Origin of the sequence: Xanthocytophaga flava, assembly GCF_030068545.1 — a bacterium.
In the GTDB taxonomy this organism is placed as follows: domain Bacteria; phylum Bacteroidota; class Bacteroidia; order Cytophagales; family 172606-1; genus Xanthocytophaga; species Xanthocytophaga flava.
Map to the genome: position 1 here is coordinate 125,159 of NZ_JASJOR010000008.1, position 21,580 is coordinate 146,738.

Sequence of the window (21,580 nt, forward strand, 5' to 3'; positions counted from 1 at the left end):
TTTAAGATTTTTATATAGTAGTAGATTGAAGAATGTAGATTAATCTATCAGGAGCCTTTGCAGAGTTTGATAGATTCTTCGAATTTACGCACCATTTCCTGCACCAGCTTTTCATCCTTGGTGGACAGACTCAAGGAAGTATTGTCGTCGTCTTTTTTATTACCTTTTTCGTCTTTCATGTTGAAAGAACCTGAAATAGAATTGTCATTGCCAAAGCCCATATCCATCTTCATTTTGTCTGGGGGGACATTGAGCATCAAGGTGTAGTTACCATCTTTTTCTTTTTTGTAACTTACCTTAGTGACGTCTTTTAACAACCAGTTGAGATGAAATCCCATTGAAAAGTTATCTTCTTTGCTATCAGTTACCACATTCATTGCCATCTGGCAATTGGTAAATTTAAAATCAGGCTTGGTTTCTTTTTCACCCGATTTTTTGTTGTCTTCTTTTACTAATGTATTCAGCATTTTCTCCAGCCATTGTGTGTTTTTTTGTAAGGCAGGACTTTGTGCCTGAACAAATGAGGCTGATAAGAGAAAAAATGCAAATGTGAAGAGTGTCGGTTTCATAGATGTAGTGTTTGTGATAGAAAGGCTACAGGGTTTGTGAAGCCCTGTAGCTGGGTACAGATTATTTAATAGCGGTTTCGATCGCAATAGCAGGTTCGTGTGTACTCATTTCATGTGCTTTACCATCACTGAGAATAAGTCCGTCTTTGAGTCGGATAACTCTGTCTGTTTGCTCTGCAATGTCATGTTCGTGGGTTACAATAATGACGGTCATACCTTGTCGGTTTACGTCTTTAAACAACTCCATTACTTCATAGGATGTTTGTGTATCCAATGCCCCTGTAGGTTCGTCAGCCAGGATTACTTTCGGTTTGGAAATAAGGGCTCTGGCAATTGCAACCCGTTGACGTTGACCACCTGACATCTCATTAGGCATATGTTCAGCCCATTCCCGTAAACCTACTTTATCAAGGTATTCCAATGCCAGTTTGTTGCGTTGTTTGCGGCTGACTTTTTGATAGTACAAGGGCAATGCAACATTCTCCATTGCATTTTTGAACGAAAGCAGATTGAATGACTGAAATACAAATCCAATAAACTGATTGCGGTAGTAAGCGGCTTTGGCCTGTGATAAGTTTTTATCAATCAATTGTCCTGCTAATGAATAGGCTCCTTCATCATGGTTGTCCAGAATTCCCAGAATATTCAACATGGTGGATTTTCCGGAACCTGATGATCCCATTATTGATACGAGTTCTCCTTCCTCAATGGTTAGATCTATGCCTTTTAAGACATGCATTTTGTTCTGTGCCAGTGAGTAATACTTGTGGATGTTACGTAGTTTTATCATAGTCAGTAGTGTGATAAGACATGTATGTTAGACTATTTTTAGCTGCTGATTTATCCTTTATGGAAATAAAAAGCTATGGTAACCCATTTTTAGAATAAATATTATGTAATGCAAGGTAGTGGGTTTACAATAGTGATATTTTGTTTTTGTATGGACTGTTTTCTATTTGGATGACTGGTTAGAAAACAGGATGAAAAAACGATTGTGTTGGATGAGAACAGTATTTTATTGTCTGTTATTCCGATGAGATGCAAAAGCCACACTAAAGGTTGCACTAAAACCGAAAAATTTTTCAGAAAAGATGATGCTTGGTTGGAGAATATATGTGAGTGGAAGCTTCTACCCATATTTTATATTCTGACAGAGATATAGATAGAGGACAGCTTACTTATATCTAAGGAGAACGTTTGATTGAGTGAAAAAATATTTTTTTGGAATGCAGCTAATTACTGAAAAGAAGTGTCTGGAAAATACAATCTTACAATTTAGATTAAAGAGAGCTATTCACTAAAAATCCTTTTAACAAGAATGAGAACAATCACTACACTAATGCTTATCATTAGTAGCTTCCTTTTTGTCAATATGAGTTGTGAAAAGGAAAATGAATCTATGAATCCTAGCCATTGTGTCAGGGGAACTGTTATTTATGATGCTTGTGCAGGTTTACGATTTGTTCAAATGGAGGGACCTATCATTGGGACACCCTGGCGCAATGGGAATAAAGTATGGGATAACGTAATTGCTACAAATTTACCCGCTGATATCAGAACGGATTCAACCATTTCTTTTGTCATTGAAAGACAAGCAAAAACTTTTAAGGATGCTTGTACAAATGACGGGTGGGCTTGTAATATGAATATCAGTTTGCCCGAAAAAATATACTGTGTTAAGAATGTAAATGGCTGTAAATGATTTTAACAACAACCCTGCTGATTCTGTTTACCGTTCAGATTGACTTTGGTTTAATTGAGATCTGTTTCTAGGTGGATGATTAGAATATTTTATACTTTCCTTATGAATTGTATAAATAAAGAAGCCAGAGTACTAACCTGGCTTCTTTGTTATTATAATTACTTTAATTTAAACAGCACTTAAGTCGCGGTATTTTGCTTTCACAAACATGTATACTCCATAGGCTACCAAGCCTAACGCCACTATCACCAATAATATAGAGCCAAAAGGCGCTTGTTTTTCGATAAAGCTAAGTGCTTCTCCTGATCCTCCTGCTTCTTGTGGGTTAGCTTCGATAGCTGCTCTAAATAAAAAGTACGAAATAATACAGATCACAACCCCTCTGGCGGCATACCCAATTTTACCTGCTGTACGAAAGATTTCTTTTGCTCTGGCTGATAGTGCTCCATCTTTTACTTTCTTGGCAAATTTTTCAGTATAGGCTTTGTAAAACTGATGAATCGCTTTACCAAAGAAAATAATTGCTGCTAACATTACAATCCATTTTCCTGCAGGTACTTCCAGTGCTTTAGCTACCATACCTTGTTGTGATGAACCACTATCAGATGTATTTCCATTTATGATAATTCGAATAGTATAATAGCAAAGTGAGGCATAAAATAAACCACTGATAGCATAACCAACACGAGTGATCATTCGTTTACCTGAACGATCATTACTTTCCGGATCTTTTATAGCCTGATAGAGTCGCCAGAAAGAATACCCCAGCAAACCAATCGCTATAAGTCCTAATAGAATATAGCCATAAGGTTGACCTGCCAGAAATTTGATAGAATCTTTTGTGTCTGCTTTCTCTCCTCCCAGATTAAATGCTGAAAGTGTGGTTAATATACCCGCCAGGCAGTAAACAACTCCTTTTGTCGCAATTCCAGCACGAATAAGATTTTCTTTGATATCACGTGTGTGTTTCATTGCTGATCCGGACACTGAATGCATACCGATTGATTTTGTGTTAAACATAGTAGCTAAGTTTTAAAGTTTTCTTATGAGTTTGTGTATGAGATATTTATGATTTAGTGATGTGTACGAAAAAAGTGTACCTGTGCAATTAGACTGTGAAAGAGTGGTTATTTCTGTACCTTTTTACCCATAAACCTGTTTTTACAAGTTTATTGAGCATGAATGATCTGGTATGTTAAGACATGATTTCGTTGGAAGAAGTCCAAATCAGAATGAGATAAGGTAGGTAAAATTAAAAAGTTAGTAAGTCTATCGAATTGTCTTATTGGAGAGGCAAATGATTGAAGGAAGGTGCTAGGTAGATCTTTTGTTATATTTCTTTGTCGGCTAACTGAAAGTATGGTTGGCTGATAAATTGACTGGTATTCGGATATTTCTAAAAAGTGACTGGAACTCCAGTCACTGATGAATATGAACATATTTCCAGTCAAAGTTAAAAATGAACAGAGTTTGAATATTTTTGGAAAGTGACTAGTGTTCTGGTCAAAACAAAAAATGACTGGAATTCCAGTCATTTTTCAAAGTAATTTGATTTTTGTTCACTTCCCTTGTTGTGGTATTTTTTTCCGGTTGCTAATCTGTATATTACCAATCTGAATATAGTTCAGATATTTTCATCTTAGAGTAGTATACAAGAGGTGCATGATATGTATAGGCGTATTTTATCCTTCTTTCTGTTCTTTTTTATCTTTCTTGTCCTTCTTTTTGACAAAATTTCCCTGAGCATCAAATTTTAGTTCTTCTTTAAGCTGGTCTTTTTTAATTATGACTTCATATTCTTTTTTATTGTCTTTGCTCTCTTCCTGAAATTCTGTTTTGTCAATTTCGTAACCTGCATAATTTTTCTTCACATAATCACTGATTTTGGCAGGAACCTGTGCTTTACCAATGCGTTGTTTAGATTCTAACCAGGTACCTTCTGGTGAAAACTTTGCTTCTGCTTTTTTGTCTGATACCTTAAAGTCAGCTTCAAGTTTACCATTTTTAGTTTTCTTCCATTTGGTATCTGTAGCAGAAGGATATTTTTTCTTGAATGCTGTCATTACCGGAGCTGGAACATCTTTCTCTGTCAGGTCCTGAGCATTCGTAATTGTTATGCCGACAAATAGGGTAAATAGCAATAGGAAAATTGTCTTTTTCATGTGTTGTATTGGTTTATGTGTTGTACTTTTTAGAGGTAAAAAGATGAATCAGAAAAAAAACGTTTGCAAATATTTAATATCTTTTGGGCAATTACCTGTTTTAAAGACAAAAAAATCGTTGAGATAGTTTAAAAATCACTGCTCCTATAACCCCTATGAAAAAACAAGTATGTCTTCTTTTTTTCTTGCTTTTAGCTTCTGTTATTACTTATGGCCAGAGCCAGAAAATAATTGGTGGAGGAAATACAGTTACTCCCCGAATGCGTGTCATTGTTGACAATGATTTCAGTGGTGATCCGGATGGCTTATTTCAACTTGCTCATCTTGTACTATCACCGTCTGTGGAAATTCGAGGCATTATTGGCTCACACCTTAAAGTAGGAGACGGATTTGATAATTCCCAGACTCAGGCACAAAATGCATCGGCCAAAGCAAAAGAGCTACTGAGTGTAATGGGTGTAAAAAATAGATTTCCGATTGTAGCTGGATCTAATACTGCCATGCTTACGGATAGCACACCTGTAAAAAGTGAAGGAGTAGACTTGATTGTCAGAGAGGCTTTGCGAACAGATACAAAGCTACCCTTGTATGTACTTTGTGGAGCTGGTCTTACTGAAATTGCATCGGCCTTACTTACTTCTCCTCAGATATCGGAGAAGCTGACTCTTGTATGGATAGGAGGGTCAGAATACACAGATATTGCATTACCACCACCTAATTATTCCAGTCCGGAATATAATCTGAATATTGATATTGCTGCTGCACGAGTCGTTTTTAATCAATCACGTGTACCTATATGGCAAATACCCCGTAATGCCTATCGCCAGGCATTGCTTCCCTATTCACAATTGTTGCTCAAAGTAAAACCCCAGGGAAAAGTAGGAGGGTATCTGGCTGGTGTATTGGAAACTCTAATGGTTCGGATTCAGAAATATGTAAACATTGGCGAAACGTATGTTTTGGGAGATAGCCCATTGGTATTGCTTACTGCCTTGCAATCTTCTTTTGAGGCCGATCCTTCATCAAGCGAATATGTAGTACGTATGTCTCCTGCCATTACTACACAGGGTGCTTATCAGTTTAACCATCAGGGTCGAAATATCCGGGTTTATACCCGATTGGATATCAATCTGATGTTCAATGATTTCTTTGCAAAGCTGGAATGGAGTAAACTAAATGAGAAGTAGGTCTTTATTGTAGTATTATCAAAATTCTGATTGAAAGAAAAAAAATCAGAATTTTGATAATACTCTAAGTCTATGAGTTTTCTGATAATGGATGAACTCTACCAGAAAACTGATAATTATCAAAGCCAAACAAAATTCTGATCAAAATTTGTTTGGCTAATATATCTATTGAATAAAAATACTACTTATGGTAAAACAGATTTCGGATACATGTCTGTTTAATATCGAATCTGCAGATAAATGTAAAATGCCAGTATCGCTATCAGCAAACAAAGAGGAGAATAAAGACGTGTGTCGTAATAAGCAAATTGAGTATGTCTGATCTTTTTAAAAAATCCGACATACTTAAAATCTCCCATAGCCCGTACTCCAAATACTATTGCAATAGTCAGGTTGCCATAAATACACCACCGTTCAGAAACAAAAAATGGAGATGTACCTTTATAAATAGGTTGAATAGCCCAGATAGAGATAAACGAGGCTACCAATAGAGCCAATGCAACCAATAAGGTTGTTCCTATACCAGGTTTAAAAGCAAGTTCCTTATCAATTTCAGGAATAACCAGTGAAAGAAAAGATTGATTAGGTTGAAACAGGCCTTTTACTGCCCAGTAGATATGTAGTAAGGAAATAATAAGAAATAAAGAGGCATTTATAGTTTTAGCCAAACTAAAAAGATTTATACTAGACATACTACAGCGTTTTGTGAAAAGTGAGGGGTATTGAAAAATATTTCACATACCTTCTACATTATTTTTTGTGCGTTAATCCTGCAATTAAGCTGATTTGTAAAATATATTCGTAAAAAAACTGACTTTTTAGTATTATTTAGTCAGTAAGAATCCAGCATTGGATTTATTGAACTTGATTTTAGTTTTTGGTAGTTGAGTATCCGGAATGAAGAAGTTATATCCTCCATACTATTTTTTCATTGAATCGCATATCACTCTTACTTTTTCATAAACCCTAACCACCATGAAAACTATACTGATTGCATTGTTTTTTCTTCAGGCCACTTTTTCATTTGCTGAGACTCTTGCCGATGTCAAATTCAATAAGGGGTATGATAACATTACCGTTAGCAAATCGTCTAATCTTGTACTCAAGCTAAACCTTCAGAAGGGGGTACCTTACCAAGTCATTGTCTTACAACAGGGGATTGATGTAATGCTGATTCTGGCAGATGAAAAAAATCAAAAAATACAAGAGATGGACTCTCCCAATGGTCGGTTTGGATTGGAAATTCTGGAGTTTATACCCAAAGAGACGAAGCAGTTTACTGTGACAGTTCGTAAATTTGAGGAAGAGACTAATGCAGACAAGGGAGTGATAAGCTTTTATATTAAAAAGTTTACTCCCAAAGAAATAGCTCTGAAAAAGCAAACTGAAAAAGAACTTGCCATTGAAAATATCAAAAATGTACTAACACTGGATATAGATCACTTTTGGGAAGCTTTTGATAAACTTAAAACCTGCAAAAATCGTTGGGATAGTGTTATGTGTATCCAGAATCTATATCTGGACAGAGCAACTGATGGCCTAAAGGATTTCATAAGAGTCAGGAATTTTTCCGCTGAAGGATTCGTGAATACATTGGCAAAACTTCCCAAATACTATACTTCCGTACGTCCCTTTACCTATGAATCTAAAAAGTCAGAACCACTGATACAGGAAGTGTTTGATAAATTGAAGGATATCTATGGGAATTTTAAGTCTTTTAAGGTTTGTTTTGCTATAGGCATACACAATACGGGAGGAACTGTGTCAGATAGATTTATTCTGTTGGGAACGGAGATGATAACTGCCTGTAAATATGTGGATTTTTCAGAGCTGGGAGACAATTGGAAACCAAGTGATACACAGAAAGAACCTAACATTCCACTTAGTATAAAGGGAATTGTAGCACATGAATGTATTCATACGCAACAAAAGCACAAACTTAATTCCAATGCAATAGTATGTAATCAGCTTAATTCCTGTATTCATGAAGGGTCTGCCAATTTTATTGGAGAACTGCTTACTGGAACAACAAATTATTCTGCTGTCAACGAATATGGAGATTCCCATGAGAATATGTTATGGGATGAGTTTAAGTCAACTCTGTGCAATGGGAATGCGCATAATTGGTTGTACAATGGAAATACTGTGAAAGACAGACCAGCTGATCTGGGGTATTACATTGGGTATAGGATTTCTCAGGCTTATTATAATAATGCTTCTGATAAGCGACAAGCTATTATTGATATAATTGATATGGATGATCCACTCACATTTCTACAAAAGAGTGGATATGATCAACAAAAGAAAAACTAAAGCATAGCTTACTACTATCCTACTGATGTTTTGTGTGAGTGGATTGGTGCCTATACAGAGGCTTTTATCCACTCTTCAACTTTCAGGACTTCTGCTTGACGAGGAAAAATTTTTGTCATCAGAACCTGATGTACCTCAGCGTCTCGATCTTTACAAGCATCAGATAATACAGTTAACTGATAATCTTTATCAGCTGCTTCACGCACTGTTGACAACACAACGCCACTGGTAACTACTCCGGTGAGTACCAGATGCTGAATGCCTTGTGCACGTAATACAACCTCCAGATCACTACCTGTAAAAGCGCTGAAGCGGCGTTTGATTACTGTGATCTCTCCTGATAGCGGCGCAATAGATGGCTCTATTTTCAGCATATCTTCGGGATTAGTATTTGCCATTCGTTCTCTGGAAGCTGCAAAGCTTTTGTTCATCATGCTGATTTCAGGTGCTCCTGGCCGAAAGCCTACAACAACATAAATCACTGGAATAGTGTGCTGGCGAGCATGAGTAATGGCTTTGGCTACATTTGCAATCACAGGTTGTGAGTCTGGTAAGGAAGTAAGCAGCATTACCTGCATATCCATTACCAGAAGAGCTGTTTTGGAATTGACTTGTGTTGACATACAGATAGTAAATATTGGTTTAGAAATCTACAATATGGAGTCACGAATGCAAGGCTATCTCTGCAGAAGGTGCATCAACAGTTGGTGTAACGTCTGGTTTAAGCTTGGCTTTCTGCAACGAACGTATATGCAGTCCCCCAAGCAACAAAGCCAGAATGCCTTCTCCTAATACGGTTGCTTGTACACCAATATAATGAGAAATAGTTCCGATAAGTAATCCGCCAATAGGCAGAGCGCTGGAGTAAACCATTAGATACAGGCTGATTACACGTCCACGCATGGACGGAGTTACCTGAGTCTGTAAGATGGTATTGCTAATGGTCACCTGCGACATCATGCCAAAGGCCGCAAATGCAATGAAACAGAGTGCTAATGGATACCAGGGAGTATAGGCAAACAGAATCAGTCCGGCTCCCAGGATAAAAGTATTACGTGCCAGTATGGTATGGAGATCAGAGCCTGTCTTTAATGACGCCAGATAGAGAGCACCAATAAAAGCGCCAAGGCCAATTGCGCTATCTATCAGTCCAAAGGTAGAGGCTGTTCCTTGAAATATATCTTTCGCATATACAGGCATAAGTGTAGTAAAGGGTAATACCAGCAGGCTTACCAGTGCCAGCATCAGGAGAACAAAGCGAATGGCTGAAGTCTGATTAATATACTGAAATCCTTCTTTTAGCTCGCCCAGAATATTTTTTGTATGGGATTGGACTACATACGGTGGTAATTTCATCAATAGGAGTGAGGTGATTACTGCAATAAAACTAAATGCATTGAGGCCAAAACAAACTACTTCACCCAGATTTTCAATTGCAATCCCTGCAATGGCAGGCCCCAGTAGCTTGGATAAGTTGACCATAGATGAATTTAAAGCCACTGCATTGGACAGGTCTTTCTTGTCATCTACCATGTCATAAACCAGTGACTGGCGTGCTGGCATATCAAATCCATTGACGATACCCAGTATAACACTGAGAGATATGATTTCCCATACTGCATACTTCTGAAAATATACGACAAGAGTAAGCAGTATAGCTTGTATCATAGACAGAACCTGTGTAAGCAGCAGTACCCGATAGCGATTGTAACGATCTGAAACAACACCACCAATCGTAGAAAAAACAGCAGAAGGAAACAGCGTTGCAAACACACTGACCCCCAACATAAACTTTGACTGAGTTTGTGAGTAAACTATCCAACTGACGGCTGTCTTCTGCATCCATGTACCTAAAAGCGAAATAGATTGTCCTGTAAAATAAAGCCGGTAATTACGACTTCTGAAAGCATTAAAAGTACTTACGTTCATAGTTTATTAGTAGCTGGTTTGATTATTTATATAGATAATAATTAGTCATATTCCAGTAGTTTTTTCAAGGGGCCCAGTGCTTGGCGTAAAACTTCCTGTTCTTCGGAAGTACAGGTCGCTTGTAGTGCATGACTTAACCATTCATCTCTCTCATTTCGGCTGGCATTTAATAATGCTAGTCCTCCTTCTGATAGCGTTATGGTAATCTTCCTTTTGTCTGTTTCTGATGGAGTGCGGGTAATATAGCCCAGATCCGATAAATGATTCAGGATCTGTGACATTGACTGGGTAGTAACCTTTTCTATACGAGCGATTTCACTGGGCAATAATTCTTTATGTTCATCAAGTAACCGTATCACTGATCGTTCGGTAAGCGATAAGGTATCACGGCTAGGTGATTTGCTCCGTAACTTTTTCATAAGCCGGGTTACAACAGTTCGTAACTCGGTGGGGAGAGAACTCCCTTGTTGGGAAGAGACTAACGTAGGCATAGTAATAAAGTAAACTTGTTAAGTTACTTTACAAATTTAATGCCTGAACTCAATGAATTCAGGAAGATTTTTATAGTTTAGAAAAAGAGGTTGTTTAGGATAATTTATAAAAAAGCTCAATGAGCAGATTTTGTAGCGAGCCTCACTTTCCCACCATTCAGGTTGGCGTTATCAACAACCTGAATGATGGGAAAGTGGTCGTTGGTGATAACACCAACGATGGGAAAAGTGGCAGTACATGTATTTTTAGTTCTTATAGAACTCTATAATTATCTGCCTTTGCAACCTTATACAATTATCCTAAACAACTTCAAAGATAAACACTACAAGATAAATGGATTGGGAAGATTGATTTTAGAGAAAGAAAATAAAAAAGGGTTGTAAGTTTTTACTTACAACCCAATATTGAAATCTGCCTGCATCACAAGCTTGCCTTCTGTTTCTTCTTCTGATCCTGGAATCCTCAGACCTTTAATCTTGCCCGTTTTTCCTTTTGATAACAGGTCGTAGATATGTTTATCAGTTAGCTTCTTGCCTAACACTTCAAACGGTATCTTAAATCCACATACTTTAAAGTTCCCACATCCATAGGCACTATTACCCTTTTTCAGCAGATGCTCCTTGCATTTAGGGCATGTCAGGGCTTCAATGTTAATCTCTTCTTTGGGTTCTTTCGGCTTTTTAGGTTTGGCTTCTTTTTTTGCTGATTCTTCTTCCTCCACGAGAGCAGGTGTCGGAGTCGCCGCAATAGCAATCTGCCGGTACGCATTCCGTTTTACTTCATTGGTAAGGTCAATTACCATTTGGATCAACTCTGTTTTAAACGTTTCCAGTTCATAGTCTCCTTTCTCAATCTGACGCAGTTTTTTTTCCCATGTTCCTGTGAGCTCTGCACTTTTGAGAAGTTCGTTTTGAATTGTATCAATCAGGTCTATTCCCATCTGAGTTGCCAGCAGGGTTTTCTTTTTCTTCTCAACATAATTCCGTTTTATCAGTGTTTCAATAATGTTTGCCCGTGTAGAAGGTCGACCAATGCCGTTTTCTTTCAGAAGGTCACGCATTTCTTCGTTTTCTACCTGTTTTCCTGCTGTTTCCATTCCCCGAAGTAAGGTAGCTTCTGTATAGGGTTTGGGTGGTGATGTCTTTCCCTGGTGAATTCTGGGTGTATGTGGACCCGACTCCCCAACAGTAAATACAGGCATTACACGTTCTTCCTCCTCCTTTTTTTCATCTTTATCCTCTTCTTTCTTTTCTTCGTCTGTTTTCTTTGCTTTGGCTTCGTTTGCATATACCTCTCGCCAACCTGGTTCCAGAATTTGCTTACCAGTTGCTTTGAATTCCACTTTACCCACCACACCCAATACGGTAGTGTTCGAGATTTTACATTCTGGATAGAATACAGCAATAAATCGACGAGCTATCAGATCATACACGCGTTTCTCATCTGGGATCAACCCAGTAGGAAGCACATCTGTAGGAATGATAGCATGGTGGTCACTTACTTTGTTGTTATCAAATACAGTTTTAAGCTTAGGGATTGGACTGAGTAACAAGGGTGCTACAAGTGCCTGATAATATTGCATGCTGCGTAAAATACCTTCTACTTTGGGATGCAGATCTTCAGACAGATAGGTGGTATCTACCCGTGGGTAGGTAACAAATTTCTTCTCATACAGATTTTGAACGTGTTTGAGCGTAATCTCTGCAGAGAAACCATATTTCTTGTTAGCTTCCACCTGAAGGGCTGTAAGGTCAAATAAACGTGGATTGCCTTCCTTACCTTCTTTTTTCTCAAAAGATGTGACTGTAAAAATGGGATTAGCCAATAGGTATTCGAGGCCTTTCTGTGCCCTTTCCTGATTGTAGATACGTTCAATGGTAGCTGTAAATTCTACTTCACGATACAGCGTTTTCAGTTCCCAGTAATCAGCTGACTTAAAGGCATTGATCTCTTTTTGTCTCTGAACCAGCATGGCAAGGGTAGGAGTTTGTACCCGCCCTATAGATAAAACAGCTTTGCCATTACCGAACTTTGTTGTAAACAGGCGTGTCGCATTAATACCTAGTAGCCAGTCTCCAATAGCACGGGCACTACCGGCAGCATACAAATTGTCAAACTGACTGCTATCTTTCAGATTGGCAAAGCCATCTTTAATAGCTTGTTCTGTCAGAGATGATATCCACAGTCGTTTGACAGGGGCTTTGCATTTGGCTTTGTGTAGTACCCAGCGTTGTATCAGTTCTCCTTCCTGTCCGGCGTCACCACAGTTAATGACTTGTTCACAGTCCTTGAGAAGAGTTTCAATAACACCAAACTGTTTTTGAACTCCTGAATTATCAATGAGTTTAATTCCAAAATTGGATGGGATCATAGGCAGAGCTGACAGACGCCATGATTTCCATTCAGGGGTATAATCCTGGGGTTCTTTTAAGGTGCAGAAGTGTCCAAACGTCCAGGTTACCTGGTAGCCGTTGCCTTCATAGTATCCGTCTTTGCGTTGCTTGGCTCCTATAACTTCTGCAATATCTTTTGCTACACTGGGTTTTTCTGCAATGCAAACTTTCATTCAATCAATGTGGTTTTTCAAACACACAAAGGTCGCATTTTTTCAGGAAAAGGGGAAGTGGTGACTGAAATTAATCGATAGTATGAATAAATTTATTTGAGTTATGTTTAAACATAGTTTACCAAATATCTCTAACTGAAAGCTAGGGATATTTGGTTTTAGTTGGCTTAATCTGGAAGGGCAAACCCTGTTTGTACCCATTCAAATCCTTTTCCTTTTTTACGTACATGCCCTAATCCTGGCCAGGGTAAATGATAGGAAAACACCTGTTGTCGGCTCCTAGCAAGTTCTTCCAGTATGTTTTTACGGGTGGTTGCTGCAAGTCCAAAATCTGTGTCTCCATCAAATCCCCATTCCGGATGAGCAAATACCAGTACAGGAGAGTGTACCAGATCTGCTACATGTACAAGTTCTTGCCCCTCTGAAGATACTGTAGTAATTGTATGACCAGGGGTATGTCCAGGAGCAATTTTTAAAGTAAGGCAATCCAGTATTCGTGAACCATCTTCAAAAAGATGCAAATGAGGCTTTATTTTATCCAAAGTTTGTTTAGTCGTTTTTACAACCATAGTTTTCAATGCCTCATCTTTCATTTTACTTTTTGAGAAGTCAGGACTTGGAGATTGCCAGAATTCATATTCCAGTCGTGATAAATGGATGTTGGCTGATGGAAATGTTAGTTCGCCATTTTTACCCAACAGACCTCCCATATGGTCCGGATGACCGTGTGTAATGACAATATCTGTAATCTGACTGGGTTGAATACCTGTCTTAGGCAGATTTCGCAGTAACCATCCGGAAGAATCTCCCAAGATAGTACCACAGCCTGTATCCAGTAAAATAATCTTATCTACAGACTTGATAATCAAAATATTCACACCTAAATCAACACTATCTGGTAGGAAGTTTTCATCCAGTACCTGTTTTACCTGATTGGCTGGTACATCAGGGGCAAAGCTTGGCTGTACTTTCTTAAACAGAATATGTCCGTCTGTAACAACAAACAGTTCCAGTTTACCTAATGTAAAAGTATGAATACCATTGTTAACAGGTTGAGTAGCTCGTCTGATACCTGAGAATACAGATGATACGGGTAAGGTTGCATATAACCCCATCAAGAGTCCTTTTTTGAGAATCGTTCTTCGGTTCATGTTCTTTTTGAGTCAAAAGTATTTTCTTTGTATCCATTCGTCAAGTATGCACTTTTTGGGTACCTACATACTAATTGTATACTATTGTTGAAAATCAGAATGATATTTTTTTGATTAATTATGAAAGATTCCAAACGAGAGAGTATTTGTTCCGTTGATTATGGATTTCAACGCATTGGGGGTAAGTACAAGTGCCGGTTGATCTGGTATATTCATACACATGGAATTGTACGGTATGGTGTTTTGCGACGAATGGTAAAAGGCATTACACCTAAAATGCTGACACAGACATTACGAGAACTCGAGGAAGATAAACTGGTAATTCGGACAGTCTATCATGAAGTTCCACCTAAAGTAGAATATTCATTAACACCAATAGCAGAAGAACTCATTCCATTTATCCAGCATGTAAAAGAATGGGCTGACAGACGTTTAGAAGAATTAGATAAAGATATTGAGCCTATCAGCTGTGACTAAGAAGCAGGAGAGAGGATTGTAAGAGGATAGTACTGATACTAGGGTATCAATACTATCTTTCCTATACTCTGTCTGCTCTCCAGAAACTCATGGGCTTTTTTACCTTCAGAGAGTTTAAAAAGTGTGGGTGGGGAGATTTGCACATGTTTATTTTGTAACCATGCAAACAACTGCTTGGCTCTTCGAAGGCGTTCTTCTTTAGTAGTCAGATAGTTCCATAAATCTCCACCAATAATGGTCTGAGATTTCGCGATGATGTTTAATGGATTTCCTATTTCCAGTTTGCCACCTGCCAATCCAAAAAGCACTACTTTTCCCAATATGCGTGTCACCTGAAGGCTATCATCCAGGGTGGTTCCTATACTGTCATATACTACGTCCACACCTTGTGGAAATAGGTTCAATATTTTGGTCTTCCAGTTTTCTGAGTATAGAAAAGCTTCATCTGCACCCAATGAAAGCGAAATCTCTCGTTTGTTTTCTGATGAGGTCATTCCAATAACATTGGCACCTTGTAGTTTACAAGCCTGGAGTAACCATTGACCAACTCCACCCGCAGAGGCATGAATCAAAACGGTTTCGCCTGCTTTTATCAGATGGCTATCAGAGGTCAAATACTGAGCCGTGAGTCCTTGCAACATACTTGCTGCTGCTGTTTCGAAACTTACATCTTCTGGTAGAGGAATAATATGATCTACAGGGACAGCTACTAGCTCGGCATTGGCAAATGGAACATCAGCAAAGGCAACTCTGTCACCTGTCTTATAGTCAGGATGGTTATTGGCATCTACTATGATTCCTGCCCCTTCATATCCATTGATATAGGGGGCTTGGCCTCTTAGTGGATATGTTCCATTCCGACGCATCAGATCAGCAAAGTTCAGCCCGATGGCTTTCATTTCGACCAATACCTCATTGAATTTCGGACTGGGATTTGTAACTTCCTGATATACGAGAACATCAGGATTACCAAAAGTTGATAAAGTTAACGCTTTCATTATAACACATTCAAATGCTGATGTTTAATTCATCAGCCAGATTATTAAAAAAGAATAGAAAAGGAGTTGTTCTGTTGTATAGAGTGTATGGCTACTTCTGCTCGCTTATGTACATACATTGTGGTAAAAGGCCCCATACTAATGCGTTTCACGCCTAGTTTTTGCAAATCTTCAAAGCTGGGTAGCGTTGGCATACACATCACATTAACAGGAAGTGTAGTAGCTTTTACTACTTCTGAGATATCATTTGATTGTGTAATACAGGGAACAAAAATTCCATTAGCTCCTGCTTCTTCATAACATTTTAATCGGGAAAGTGTTTCCTTTAGAGCTGTTTCCATACCCAGGAGAAAACCATCTGTACGAATATTGAGGAATACTTTCATATTATTCCGGTTCAGATGATTGGCAATTGTGGAAAGAGTTTTTTGAAACTCATCAATGGATTGCAATTGACGGGTAGTCCCTGGAATGGAATCTTCCAGATTTATACCGGCTACGCCAATAGCATGGAGTTTGGTTATATTTTCAATGATACCATCAATCGTTCTACTATATCCACCTTCCAGATCAACAGAAAAAGGGATTTTAACTAACTCTGTGACTCTTTTTGCTATCAGGAAAAGTGTTTCAAATGGAATGTTTTCTCCATCTTCATAGCCAAATGTTTTAGCTATTGCCTGACTGGAATAGCTTTATATCCATTTGCTTCAAAGAGTAGTGCACTATGTACATCCCATATATTTCATAAAAGAAGAGGTGTAGAATTTTGATGTAGTTGTGAAAATGTGTCAAATGAGTTCATAAAAAACAGGTCTTTATTTTGAATTGATTTTTACAAAACTACAGTGGCTTGTATGCATAGAATTGTACAAATCGGAACTCCTGGTTTTTTCACTACATAGTACAGTCTATAATATAGTTTCTTAATTCAATAAGCTGTTTGGAAAATGACATCCAACAATGAGTTGGTTCCAGTTGCATCACCTGGTAGCTGCCAGATCATAATGCCAGAAGCTTTTTGTTTGGCTAGCTTTGTTTTCCGTTTTATTGTGTTTCGGCCATTGTAATAGATAGTTCTCTCATCCGGCATTTTCCACTCATCTTTTGTGTCTGATCCCGAAAAAGATGATTGAATTTCGCTATAGTTCATACTGATAGCAGTCATACCTTCACCGTATCCATAGCCATAAAATGGAACTCCCAATGTCATTTTTTCTTTGGCTATTCCTCTGGTTTTTCCAAAATAACTCAGATCTTCTTCTGCATGGGCATAGGTCGAATGAGGACCTGGTTTGTCCGGACTCCACGGTCCAGTACGATCATAACTCATTATGTTGACAAAATCGTATTGGGCTAGTGCTTTGTCTGTTAGTTGGTCTTTGTAATAGATTGCAATGGCAGCAGTAATGAGTTTGTTGTGTTTTCGTAAGGCAGTGGCCAGTTCTACTACAAATGGCTCATAGTTTTCGTCGATATCTGCTCCTTCCAGATCTACATCAATACCATCCAGTTGATAGGTAAGTGTCAAAGACACTAGTTTCTGAATAAGTAGACTTCTGTTAAGGGTAGCTAGCAGATGACGGTATTGAAGATGTCTGCTACCTCCTCCAATAGAAAATAATACTTTAACCTGTTTGGAATGGGCTTCATCAACAAAAGAGGACACTCCGGAAAAATCTTGAGTAAAGTTTCCCAGTGAATCCGGATTGATAAACCATAGGTTGATATGGGTTAATTTTTCGAAAGGTACCTGGAGGTTCAATTTTCCTGATGTATCTGTTTTATAGGTGGCTTGTAAGGGATAGTACCCAATGATTTTAAAGGCTGAATTGGATATTTTTTTTGAATTTTGAGCCAGTGAAACAACGTAAGTAAATAAAAGGAATACAAGGAATGATACTGTCAGCAGGCGAGGATATTTCATGTATTGTTTAGCAGATAATAATAGTTGAATAAGATAAGAGATATAAAGTTAAAATATGTTGTGATAATTGTGGCATCCTTGACAGGAAGATGTTTCTAGTTAGTCTGTTCATCTTTTGGTTTAACAGATAAGGTTTATGATTTTTTATATATTTGGCACTTGCTGATTTTAACAGTGAACGTGAACTATACATAGCTATATTAAAACAAATACATGAGTTTTCTGAATAATATTATTGATGCACAAAACGAAGTAACACAACAGTATGTTGACTTTTGGGATTGGTTTAAAAAACATGCAAAAACTTTTTTTTATGTTGTGAAACAACGGGAAAATATTGAAACAGATTTCTTTGAAAAACTTTCTGAACAACTAAATGTCTTTAATGAAAGTCTTTATTTTGTCGTTGGAATGCCTGATGAGGATACTGTCGAACTGATATTTACAGCAGATGGAATAATTAAGAATATCGTTTTTGTAGAGGAGCTAGTACAAGCTGCCCCTTCTATAAAAGGATGGATTTTCACTGCCCTTAAATCAGCGACTGATACTTCAAAAATTAATATCAAAATGGAAGGATTTGATTTTAATGAAGAAAATATCGGGTTTTATGCCAATGAGCACCCTGAGTTTCCAGATGAAATTGATATTACTGTTGTTTATCCTGATTTCGCTGAAGAAGATCGGCAGATGGTGGTTAACGGGATCTACATCTTTCTGGATAATGTGTTGGGTGAGTTAAACTTCGCCTGTATTATCGATCAGATAGATATTGTGAGAAAACAAGAATCTGAGCAGGAGATTGTCCCAATTTCCAAACTGAAAAGTTTTTTGATCTGGAGAGAAAAAGAATTTGTTGAGAGATATGAAGGGGTAAGACGTAATACAGATAAAGACAATTATAGCATGTTGCAGGCTAAACTTGAAAATGGTAATATGCTATTGGCTGCTATCAATACCGACTTGTTGAAATGGGATAGAAAGGCCTCTCATCCATGGATTATGAATGTGGAGATTAAATATGATGGCTCAGAACTTAATGGAATGCCGGATGAGGATGCTTATACACTAATGGAAGAGATTGAGGAAAATATTACAACCGAACTAAAAGATTCTGAGGGATACCTGAATATCGGCAGACAAACAGCCGAAGGGACACGAAATATTTATTTTGCCTGCAAGGACTTCAGAAAGCCATCAAAAGTGTTAGGTGCTATCGAACGACTATATGTTGATCAGACAGAGATTAGTTATGAGATTTACAAGGATAAATATTGGCAGTCATTTGAGCATTTTGTCAAACCCTGAGATGTACTCTGTAGAAAGAAAATATGTCGGCATTGTTTTTTTAGTATTCTAAGTGCCACATTACTGTGGCAGAATTTTGATCTCATACTTGTGTATAGAAACCCTGTGTTTACTGAACACAGGGTTTTTGTTTGTATCTATATTTCATCCAGTGTGAATGGTAGTTTGCGGATACGTTTGCCTGTCAGATCAAAGATGGCATTGCATAGGGCGGGAGCTAATGGAGGAAGGCCTGGTTCTCCAACACCCCCGGGTTTCTCATTATTTTCCATGATATGTACTTCTATATCTGGAATATCGAGCATACGAGGCATCAGATAGGTATCAAAGTTTTTCTCTACAGTCATTCCATACTGAAAGTGAATTGCATGAAATATAGCAGCTCCCAGACCCATAACAATACCACCTTCCACCTGTGCCTTAATGATATCCGGATTTACATACCATCCACAATCCATTAACGCGATTACTTTATCAATTTGTAGCTTTTTATCCGCATTTCGCGACACAATGACAATATGGGCAGCTATACTGCCAAAACATTCTGTAATGGCTACTCCCCAACCTTTATTCTTACGAGATTTCCAACCACTGACTGCTTCCAGTTTATCTATAAAGTTTTGGTAACGAGTTTCCTGAAGATGACTTCTCCGAAAATCCATCGGGTCTTGTTTAGCCTTGTATGCCAGTTCATCTATAAAGCTTTCGCAGGCAAAGCCATTCGTAGAAGCATCTACCGAACGCCACCACATGACAGGCATTGGTACCCGATTTCCTACACCTGCAAAGCTATAATGTGGAATTGATTTATAATAAGGATGCAACAACCCTTCGATCCTTCCCTTGTTGTATTCTGCCGGTTCCGGATCAGCATAAGGTGTTGCACTCCATTCCTGTCCAATCCACTGTGTAGAAGTAATGGTTTGGAATGCCATAATTTTTCCTTTTTTATCCAAGCCCCCTCGACAACTGAAAAATGCGCCTGGACGAAACGGTCCTGCTATCATATCGTCTTCCCGTGTCCATACTACCTGTACAGGTGCATTGAGCTCTTTTGATAACAAAGCGGCTTCATGAGGATAATCTGTAAATGCTTTTCGGCCAAAGCCACCACCCAGAAACGTCATGTGAACAGTCACATTTTCAATAGGTATGTTCATTCGCTGACTAAGATCTGCCTGTGTCCAGTTGGCTTCCTGCAAAGGGCCCCATACATCTATCCGGTTATCATGTACATGTACAGTACAGTTGAGCGGCTCCATGCAACTATGCGCCTGATAGGGTGTTTCATATTCTACTGACAATGTATCGGAAGCTTGTTTGACTGCTTTTTCAAACTGGGATGATGGAGCAGGTTTTTTGAGATTGTGACGCATTTGTTCATCCATTTGAGTGGTACTTACATGATCAAAACCTGTGTCATCCCATTCTACTCGCAGTACTTTGCGTCCCTGCATAGCAGCCCAAATTGAATTGGCAACTACGGCTACTCCTTCATATAAACTACCAAAAACAGCCCGTTGTACTTTGCAAACATGTTTTACTCCTGAAATTTTTCGGGCCTCTGTATCATCAAAACTTTTTACTTTCCCCCGAAACCGTGGATTGCGTTCAACGACAGCATAGAGCAGGCCTGGTAACTTTTTATCCAAACCAAAAACTGCTGTACCATTGACTTTAGAAGGAATATCTTTACGGGAAAGAGGTTTACCAATAATGGTATAGTCTTTTCGTTCTTTCAGAATTATATTGGAGGGAGGTTTTATTTTTGCAGCTTCTTCTACTAGTGAACCATAACCTGCTTTTTGGTTAGTCGGCTGGTGGTATACATATCCATTTTTAGCAGAACATTCGGTTACTGGCACATTCCATTTCTTTGCCGCAGCCATAACAAGCATTTGTCGTGCTGTAGCTCCCATCTGTAATAGTTGTTGATACCATCCTCTTACCGAGAAGCTTCCTTCCTGTGGTTGAGGGCCATACTTTTTAGGATTGGCTGAGGCTGATACTACAGTGATCTGATCCATACTTACCTCCAGTTCTTCTGCGAGGATTTGCGGAATAGTTTGCTGAGTACCTTGTCCCATCTCTGACCGATGGTTCATCAGCTTTATGACCCCATTTGTATCTATTGATATCCAGGCTACCAACTCAACTACTGAACTGGCGGTTTGTGAGTTTATCACTTTTACTGTGTGATCACAGCCTGAAGTGTAGTAGCCCAGTGTTAATGAAAGCGTTGAGAACCCTGATAAACGGATAAAATCTCTACGGGAAAGGGATTCTTTCTGATTTTTCATTCTGTAGGTAGTTTTTTGGCAAGACTAGCTGCTTTTTTGATAGCTTTGCGTATGCGTGTATAAGTACCACACCTACAAATGTGCCCCTGCATAGCCAGATTGATGTCCTGATCTGTAGGATTAGGGTTGTCTTTGAGAAATGCTGCTGCTGTCATGATTTGGCCACTTTGGCAATAACCACACTGAGGAACTTGCTCTTCAATCCATGCTTGTTGTACAGGATGGGAATTATCAAAAGATAAGCCTTCAATAGTAGTTACTGGCTGATTTGCTACTGCCGATACCGGAATGGAACAAGCTCGAACAGGAGTTCCATTCAAATGGACTGTACAGGCTCCGCATTGTGCTATACCACACCCAAACTTTGTTCCAGTCAAACCTACTAGATCTCGAATTACCCATAGAAGTGGCATTGCTTCCTCAGCCTCAACTGTATAACTTTTTTGATTAATCAAAAGTGTGTAAGAAGGCATAGTAGATAGTTATAAAAAGAATTTCT

General features: G+C 38.5%; 20 protein-coding genes. 5 read left to right on the forward strand and 15 right to left on the reverse strand.

Annotation, left to right across the window (positions count from 1 at the left end):
• Positions 1–47: 47 nt before the first annotated feature.
• Both QNI15_RS13820 and QNI15_RS13825 read right to left on the reverse strand, forming a co-directional pair.
• Positions 48–569, reverse strand: coding sequence for a hypothetical protein (locus tag QNI15_RS13820; RefSeq protein ID WP_313992623.1), 522 nt, complete (start codon positions 567–569; stop codon positions 48–50).
• A 61-nt stretch (positions 570–630) separates the two neighbouring features.
• Positions 631–1,359: an ABC transporter ATP-binding protein gene (locus tag QNI15_RS13825; protein ID WP_313980170.1), complete on the reverse strand. Its 729-nt coding sequence runs from the start codon at positions 1,357–1,359 to the stop codon at positions 631–633.
• Between the two features lie 528 nt (positions 1,360–1,887).
• On the opposite strand from QNI15_RS13825, the gene QNI15_RS13830 reads away from it, so the two are divergent.
• On the forward strand, positions 1,888–2,271 hold the full coding sequence (locus QNI15_RS13830) for a hypothetical protein (protein ID WP_313992628.1): 384 nt from the start codon (positions 1,888–1,890) through the stop codon (positions 2,269–2,271).
• Between the two features lie 168 nt (positions 2,272–2,439).
• Here QNI15_RS13830 and QNI15_RS13835 read toward each other — a convergent pair whose 3' ends face one another.
• Positions 2,440–3,291 (reverse strand): DUF1206 domain-containing protein, encoded by an 852-nt coding sequence (locus tag QNI15_RS13835; RefSeq protein ID WP_313992631.1) that lies wholly within the window; start codon positions 3,289–3,291, stop codon positions 2,440–2,442.
• 662 nt (positions 3,292–3,953) lie between these two features.
• The gene (locus tag QNI15_RS13840; RefSeq protein WP_313992633.1) at positions 3,954–4,433 is read right to left on the reverse strand and encodes a PepSY-like domain-containing protein; all 480 of its coding nucleotides are present in this window, start codon (positions 4,431–4,433) and stop codon (positions 3,954–3,956) included.
• Between the two features lie 155 nt (positions 4,434–4,588).
• On the opposite strand from QNI15_RS13840, the gene QNI15_RS13845 reads away from it, so the two are divergent.
• On the forward strand, positions 4,589–5,620 hold the full coding sequence (locus QNI15_RS13845) for a nucleoside hydrolase (RefSeq protein ID WP_313992636.1): 1,032 nt from the start codon (positions 4,589–4,591) through the stop codon (positions 5,618–5,620).
• Positions 5,621–5,838: 218 nt separating this feature from the next.
• On the opposite strand, the gene QNI15_RS13850 is transcribed toward QNI15_RS13845, so the two are convergent.
• Positions 5,839–6,312, reverse strand: coding sequence for a DUF3995 domain-containing protein (locus tag QNI15_RS13850; RefSeq protein ID WP_313992639.1), 474 nt, complete (start codon positions 6,310–6,312; stop codon positions 5,839–5,841).
• A gap of 283 nt (positions 6,313–6,595) precedes the next feature.
• Here QNI15_RS13850 and QNI15_RS13855 point away from each other — a divergent pair, with 283 nt between their 5' ends.
• A complete protein-coding gene (locus QNI15_RS13855) occupies positions 6,596–7,933 on the forward strand; it encodes a DUF2268 domain-containing putative Zn-dependent protease (RefSeq protein ID WP_313992642.1) in 1,338 nt (445 codons plus the stop codon).
• Between the two features lie 50 nt (positions 7,934–7,983).
• Here QNI15_RS13855 and QNI15_RS13860 read toward each other — a convergent pair whose 3' ends face one another.
• The 5 genes from QNI15_RS13860 to QNI15_RS13880 all read right to left on the reverse strand — a co-directional run bounded on the left by QNI15_RS13860 (position 7,984) and on the right by QNI15_RS13880 (position 14,071).
• Positions 7,984–8,556, reverse strand: coding sequence for a cysteine hydrolase family protein (locus QNI15_RS13860; protein ID WP_313992644.1), 573 nt, complete (start codon positions 8,554–8,556; stop codon positions 7,984–7,986).
• A gap of 40 nt (positions 8,557–8,596) precedes the next feature.
• Positions 8,597–9,862, reverse strand: coding sequence for an MFS transporter (locus QNI15_RS13865; RefSeq protein ID WP_313992646.1), 1,266 nt, complete (start codon positions 9,860–9,862; stop codon positions 8,597–8,599).
• 41 nt (positions 9,863–9,903) lie between these two features.
• On the reverse strand, positions 9,904–10,353 hold the full coding sequence (locus tag QNI15_RS13870) for a MarR family winged helix-turn-helix transcriptional regulator (RefSeq protein ID WP_313992648.1): 450 nt from the start codon (positions 10,351–10,353) through the stop codon (positions 9,904–9,906).
• 392 nt (positions 10,354–10,745) lie between these two features.
• Positions 10,746–12,920, reverse strand: coding sequence for a type IA DNA topoisomerase (locus QNI15_RS13875; RefSeq protein ID WP_313992651.1), 2,175 nt, complete (start codon positions 12,918–12,920; stop codon positions 10,746–10,748).
• 167 nt (positions 12,921–13,087) lie between these two features.
• Positions 13,088–14,071, reverse strand: a complete 984-nt coding sequence (locus QNI15_RS13880) for an MBL fold metallo-hydrolase (protein WP_314032185.1) — start codon at positions 14,069–14,071, stop codon at positions 13,088–13,090.
• Positions 14,072–14,191: 120 nt separating this feature from the next.
• Between QNI15_RS13880 and QNI15_RS13885 the strand changes: the two genes are divergently transcribed.
• Complete coding sequence (locus QNI15_RS13885; protein WP_314032186.1) at positions 14,192–14,548, forward strand: winged helix-turn-helix transcriptional regulator; 357 nt, start codon at positions 14,192–14,194, stop codon at positions 14,546–14,548.
• 38 nt (positions 14,549–14,586) lie between these two features.
• Here the strand turns inward: QNI15_RS13885 and QNI15_RS13890 are convergent, their stop codons facing one another.
• The 3 genes from QNI15_RS13890 to QNI15_RS13900 form a co-directional block, all read right to left on the reverse strand.
• Complete coding sequence (locus tag QNI15_RS13890; protein WP_314032187.1) at positions 14,587–15,546, reverse strand: quinone oxidoreductase family protein; 960 nt, start codon at positions 15,544–15,546, stop codon at positions 14,587–14,589.
• Between the two features lie 44 nt (positions 15,547–15,590).
• On the reverse strand, positions 15,591–16,223 hold the full coding sequence (locus QNI15_RS13895) for an isocitrate lyase/PEP mutase family protein (protein ID WP_314032290.1): 633 nt from the start codon (positions 16,221–16,223) through the stop codon (positions 15,591–15,593).
• Between the two features lie 254 nt (positions 16,224–16,477).
• On the reverse strand, positions 16,478–17,473 hold the full coding sequence (locus tag QNI15_RS13900; RefSeq protein WP_314032188.1) for a glycosyl hydrolase family 18 protein: 996 nt from the start codon (positions 17,471–17,473) through the stop codon (positions 16,478–16,480).
• Positions 17,474–17,686: 213 nt separating this feature from the next.
• On the opposite strand from QNI15_RS13900, the gene QNI15_RS13905 reads away from it, so the two are divergent.
• Positions 17,687–18,781, forward strand: a complete 1,095-nt coding sequence (locus QNI15_RS13905) for a DUF695 domain-containing protein (protein ID WP_314032189.1) — start codon at positions 17,687–17,689, stop codon at positions 18,779–18,781.
• A gap of 137 nt (positions 18,782–18,918) precedes the next feature.
• Here QNI15_RS13905 and QNI15_RS13910 read toward each other — a convergent pair whose 3' ends face one another.
• Together QNI15_RS13910 and QNI15_RS13915 are read right to left on the reverse strand one after the other, a co-directional pair.
• Positions 18,919–21,081 (reverse strand): xanthine dehydrogenase family protein molybdopterin-binding subunit, encoded by a 2,163-nt coding sequence (locus QNI15_RS13910; protein WP_313992670.1) that lies wholly within the window; start codon positions 21,079–21,081, stop codon positions 18,919–18,921.
• Positions 21,078–21,554, reverse strand: coding sequence for a (2Fe-2S)-binding protein (locus tag QNI15_RS13915; RefSeq protein ID WP_314032190.1), 477 nt, complete (start codon positions 21,552–21,554; stop codon positions 21,078–21,080). The genes QNI15_RS13910 and QNI15_RS13915 overlap by 4 nt, the downstream gene beginning before the upstream one ends.
• Positions 21,555–21,580 lie beyond the last annotated feature (26 nt).

What these genes read in the sequence shown, in the direction of transcription:
- QNI15_RS13915 (WP_314032190.1), bottom strand. Translation starts at nt 21,554, where the DNA reads ATGCCTTCTTACACACTTTTGATTAATCAAAAAAGTTATACAGTTGAG.
- QNI15_RS13875 (WP_313992651.1), bottom strand. Translation starts at nt 12,920, where the DNA reads ATGAAAGTTTGCATTGCAGAAAAACCCAGTGTAGCAAAAGATATTGCA.
- QNI15_RS13855 (WP_313992642.1), top strand. Translation starts at nt 6,596, where the DNA reads ATGAAAACTATACTGATTGCATTGTTTTTTCTTCAGGCCACTTTTTCA.
- QNI15_RS13845 (WP_313992636.1), top strand. Translation starts at nt 4,589, where the DNA reads ATGAAAAAACAAGTATGTCTTCTTTTTTTCTTGCTTTTAGCTTCTGTT.
- QNI15_RS13860 (WP_313992644.1), bottom strand. Translation starts at nt 8,556, where the DNA reads ATGTCAACACAAGTCAATTCCAAAACAGCTCTTCTGGTAATGGATATG.
- QNI15_RS13900 (WP_314032188.1), bottom strand. Translation starts at nt 17,473, where the DNA reads ATGAAATATCCTCGCCTGCTGACAGTATCATTCCTTGTATTCCTTTTA.
- QNI15_RS13840 (WP_313992633.1), bottom strand. Translation starts at nt 4,433, where the DNA reads ATGAAAAAGACAATTTTCCTATTGCTATTTACCCTATTTGTCGGCATA.
- QNI15_RS13850 (WP_313992639.1), bottom strand. Translation starts at nt 6,312, where the DNA reads ATGTCTAGTATAAATCTTTTTAGTTTGGCTAAAACTATAAATGCCTCT.
- QNI15_RS13885 (WP_314032186.1), top strand. Translation starts at nt 14,192, where the DNA reads ATGAAAGATTCCAAACGAGAGAGTATTTGTTCCGTTGATTATGGATTT.
- QNI15_RS13905 (WP_314032189.1), top strand. Translation starts at nt 17,687, where the DNA reads ATGAGTTTTCTGAATAATATTATTGATGCACAAAACGAAGTAACACAA.
- QNI15_RS13835 (WP_313992631.1), bottom strand. Translation starts at nt 3,291, where the DNA reads ATGTTTAACACAAAATCAATCGGTATGCATTCAGTGTCCGGATCAGCA.
- QNI15_RS13890 (WP_314032187.1), bottom strand. Translation starts at nt 15,546, where the DNA reads ATGAAAGCGTTAACTTTATCAACTTTTGGTAATCCTGATGTTCTCGTA.
- QNI15_RS13865 (WP_313992646.1), bottom strand. Translation starts at nt 9,862, where the DNA reads ATGAACGTAAGTACTTTTAATGCTTTCAGAAGTCGTAATTACCGGCTT.
- QNI15_RS13910 (WP_313992670.1), bottom strand. Translation starts at nt 21,081, where the DNA reads ATGAAAAATCAGAAAGAATCCCTTTCCCGTAGAGATTTTATCCGTTTA.
- QNI15_RS13820 (WP_313992623.1), bottom strand. Translation starts at nt 569, where the DNA reads ATGAAACCGACACTCTTCACATTTGCATTTTTTCTCTTATCAGCCTCA.
- QNI15_RS13825 (WP_313980170.1), bottom strand. Translation starts at nt 1,359, where the DNA reads ATGATAAAACTACGTAACATCCACAAGTATTACTCACTGGCACAGAAC.
- QNI15_RS13880 (WP_314032185.1), bottom strand. Translation starts at nt 14,071, where the DNA reads ATGAACCGAAGAACGATTCTCAAAAAAGGACTCTTGATGGGGTTATAT.
- QNI15_RS13870 (WP_313992648.1), bottom strand. Translation starts at nt 10,353, where the DNA reads ATGCCTACGTTAGTCTCTTCCCAACAAGGGAGTTCTCTCCCCACCGAG.
- QNI15_RS13830 (WP_313992628.1), top strand. Translation starts at nt 1,888, where the DNA reads ATGAGAACAATCACTACACTAATGCTTATCATTAGTAGCTTCCTTTTT.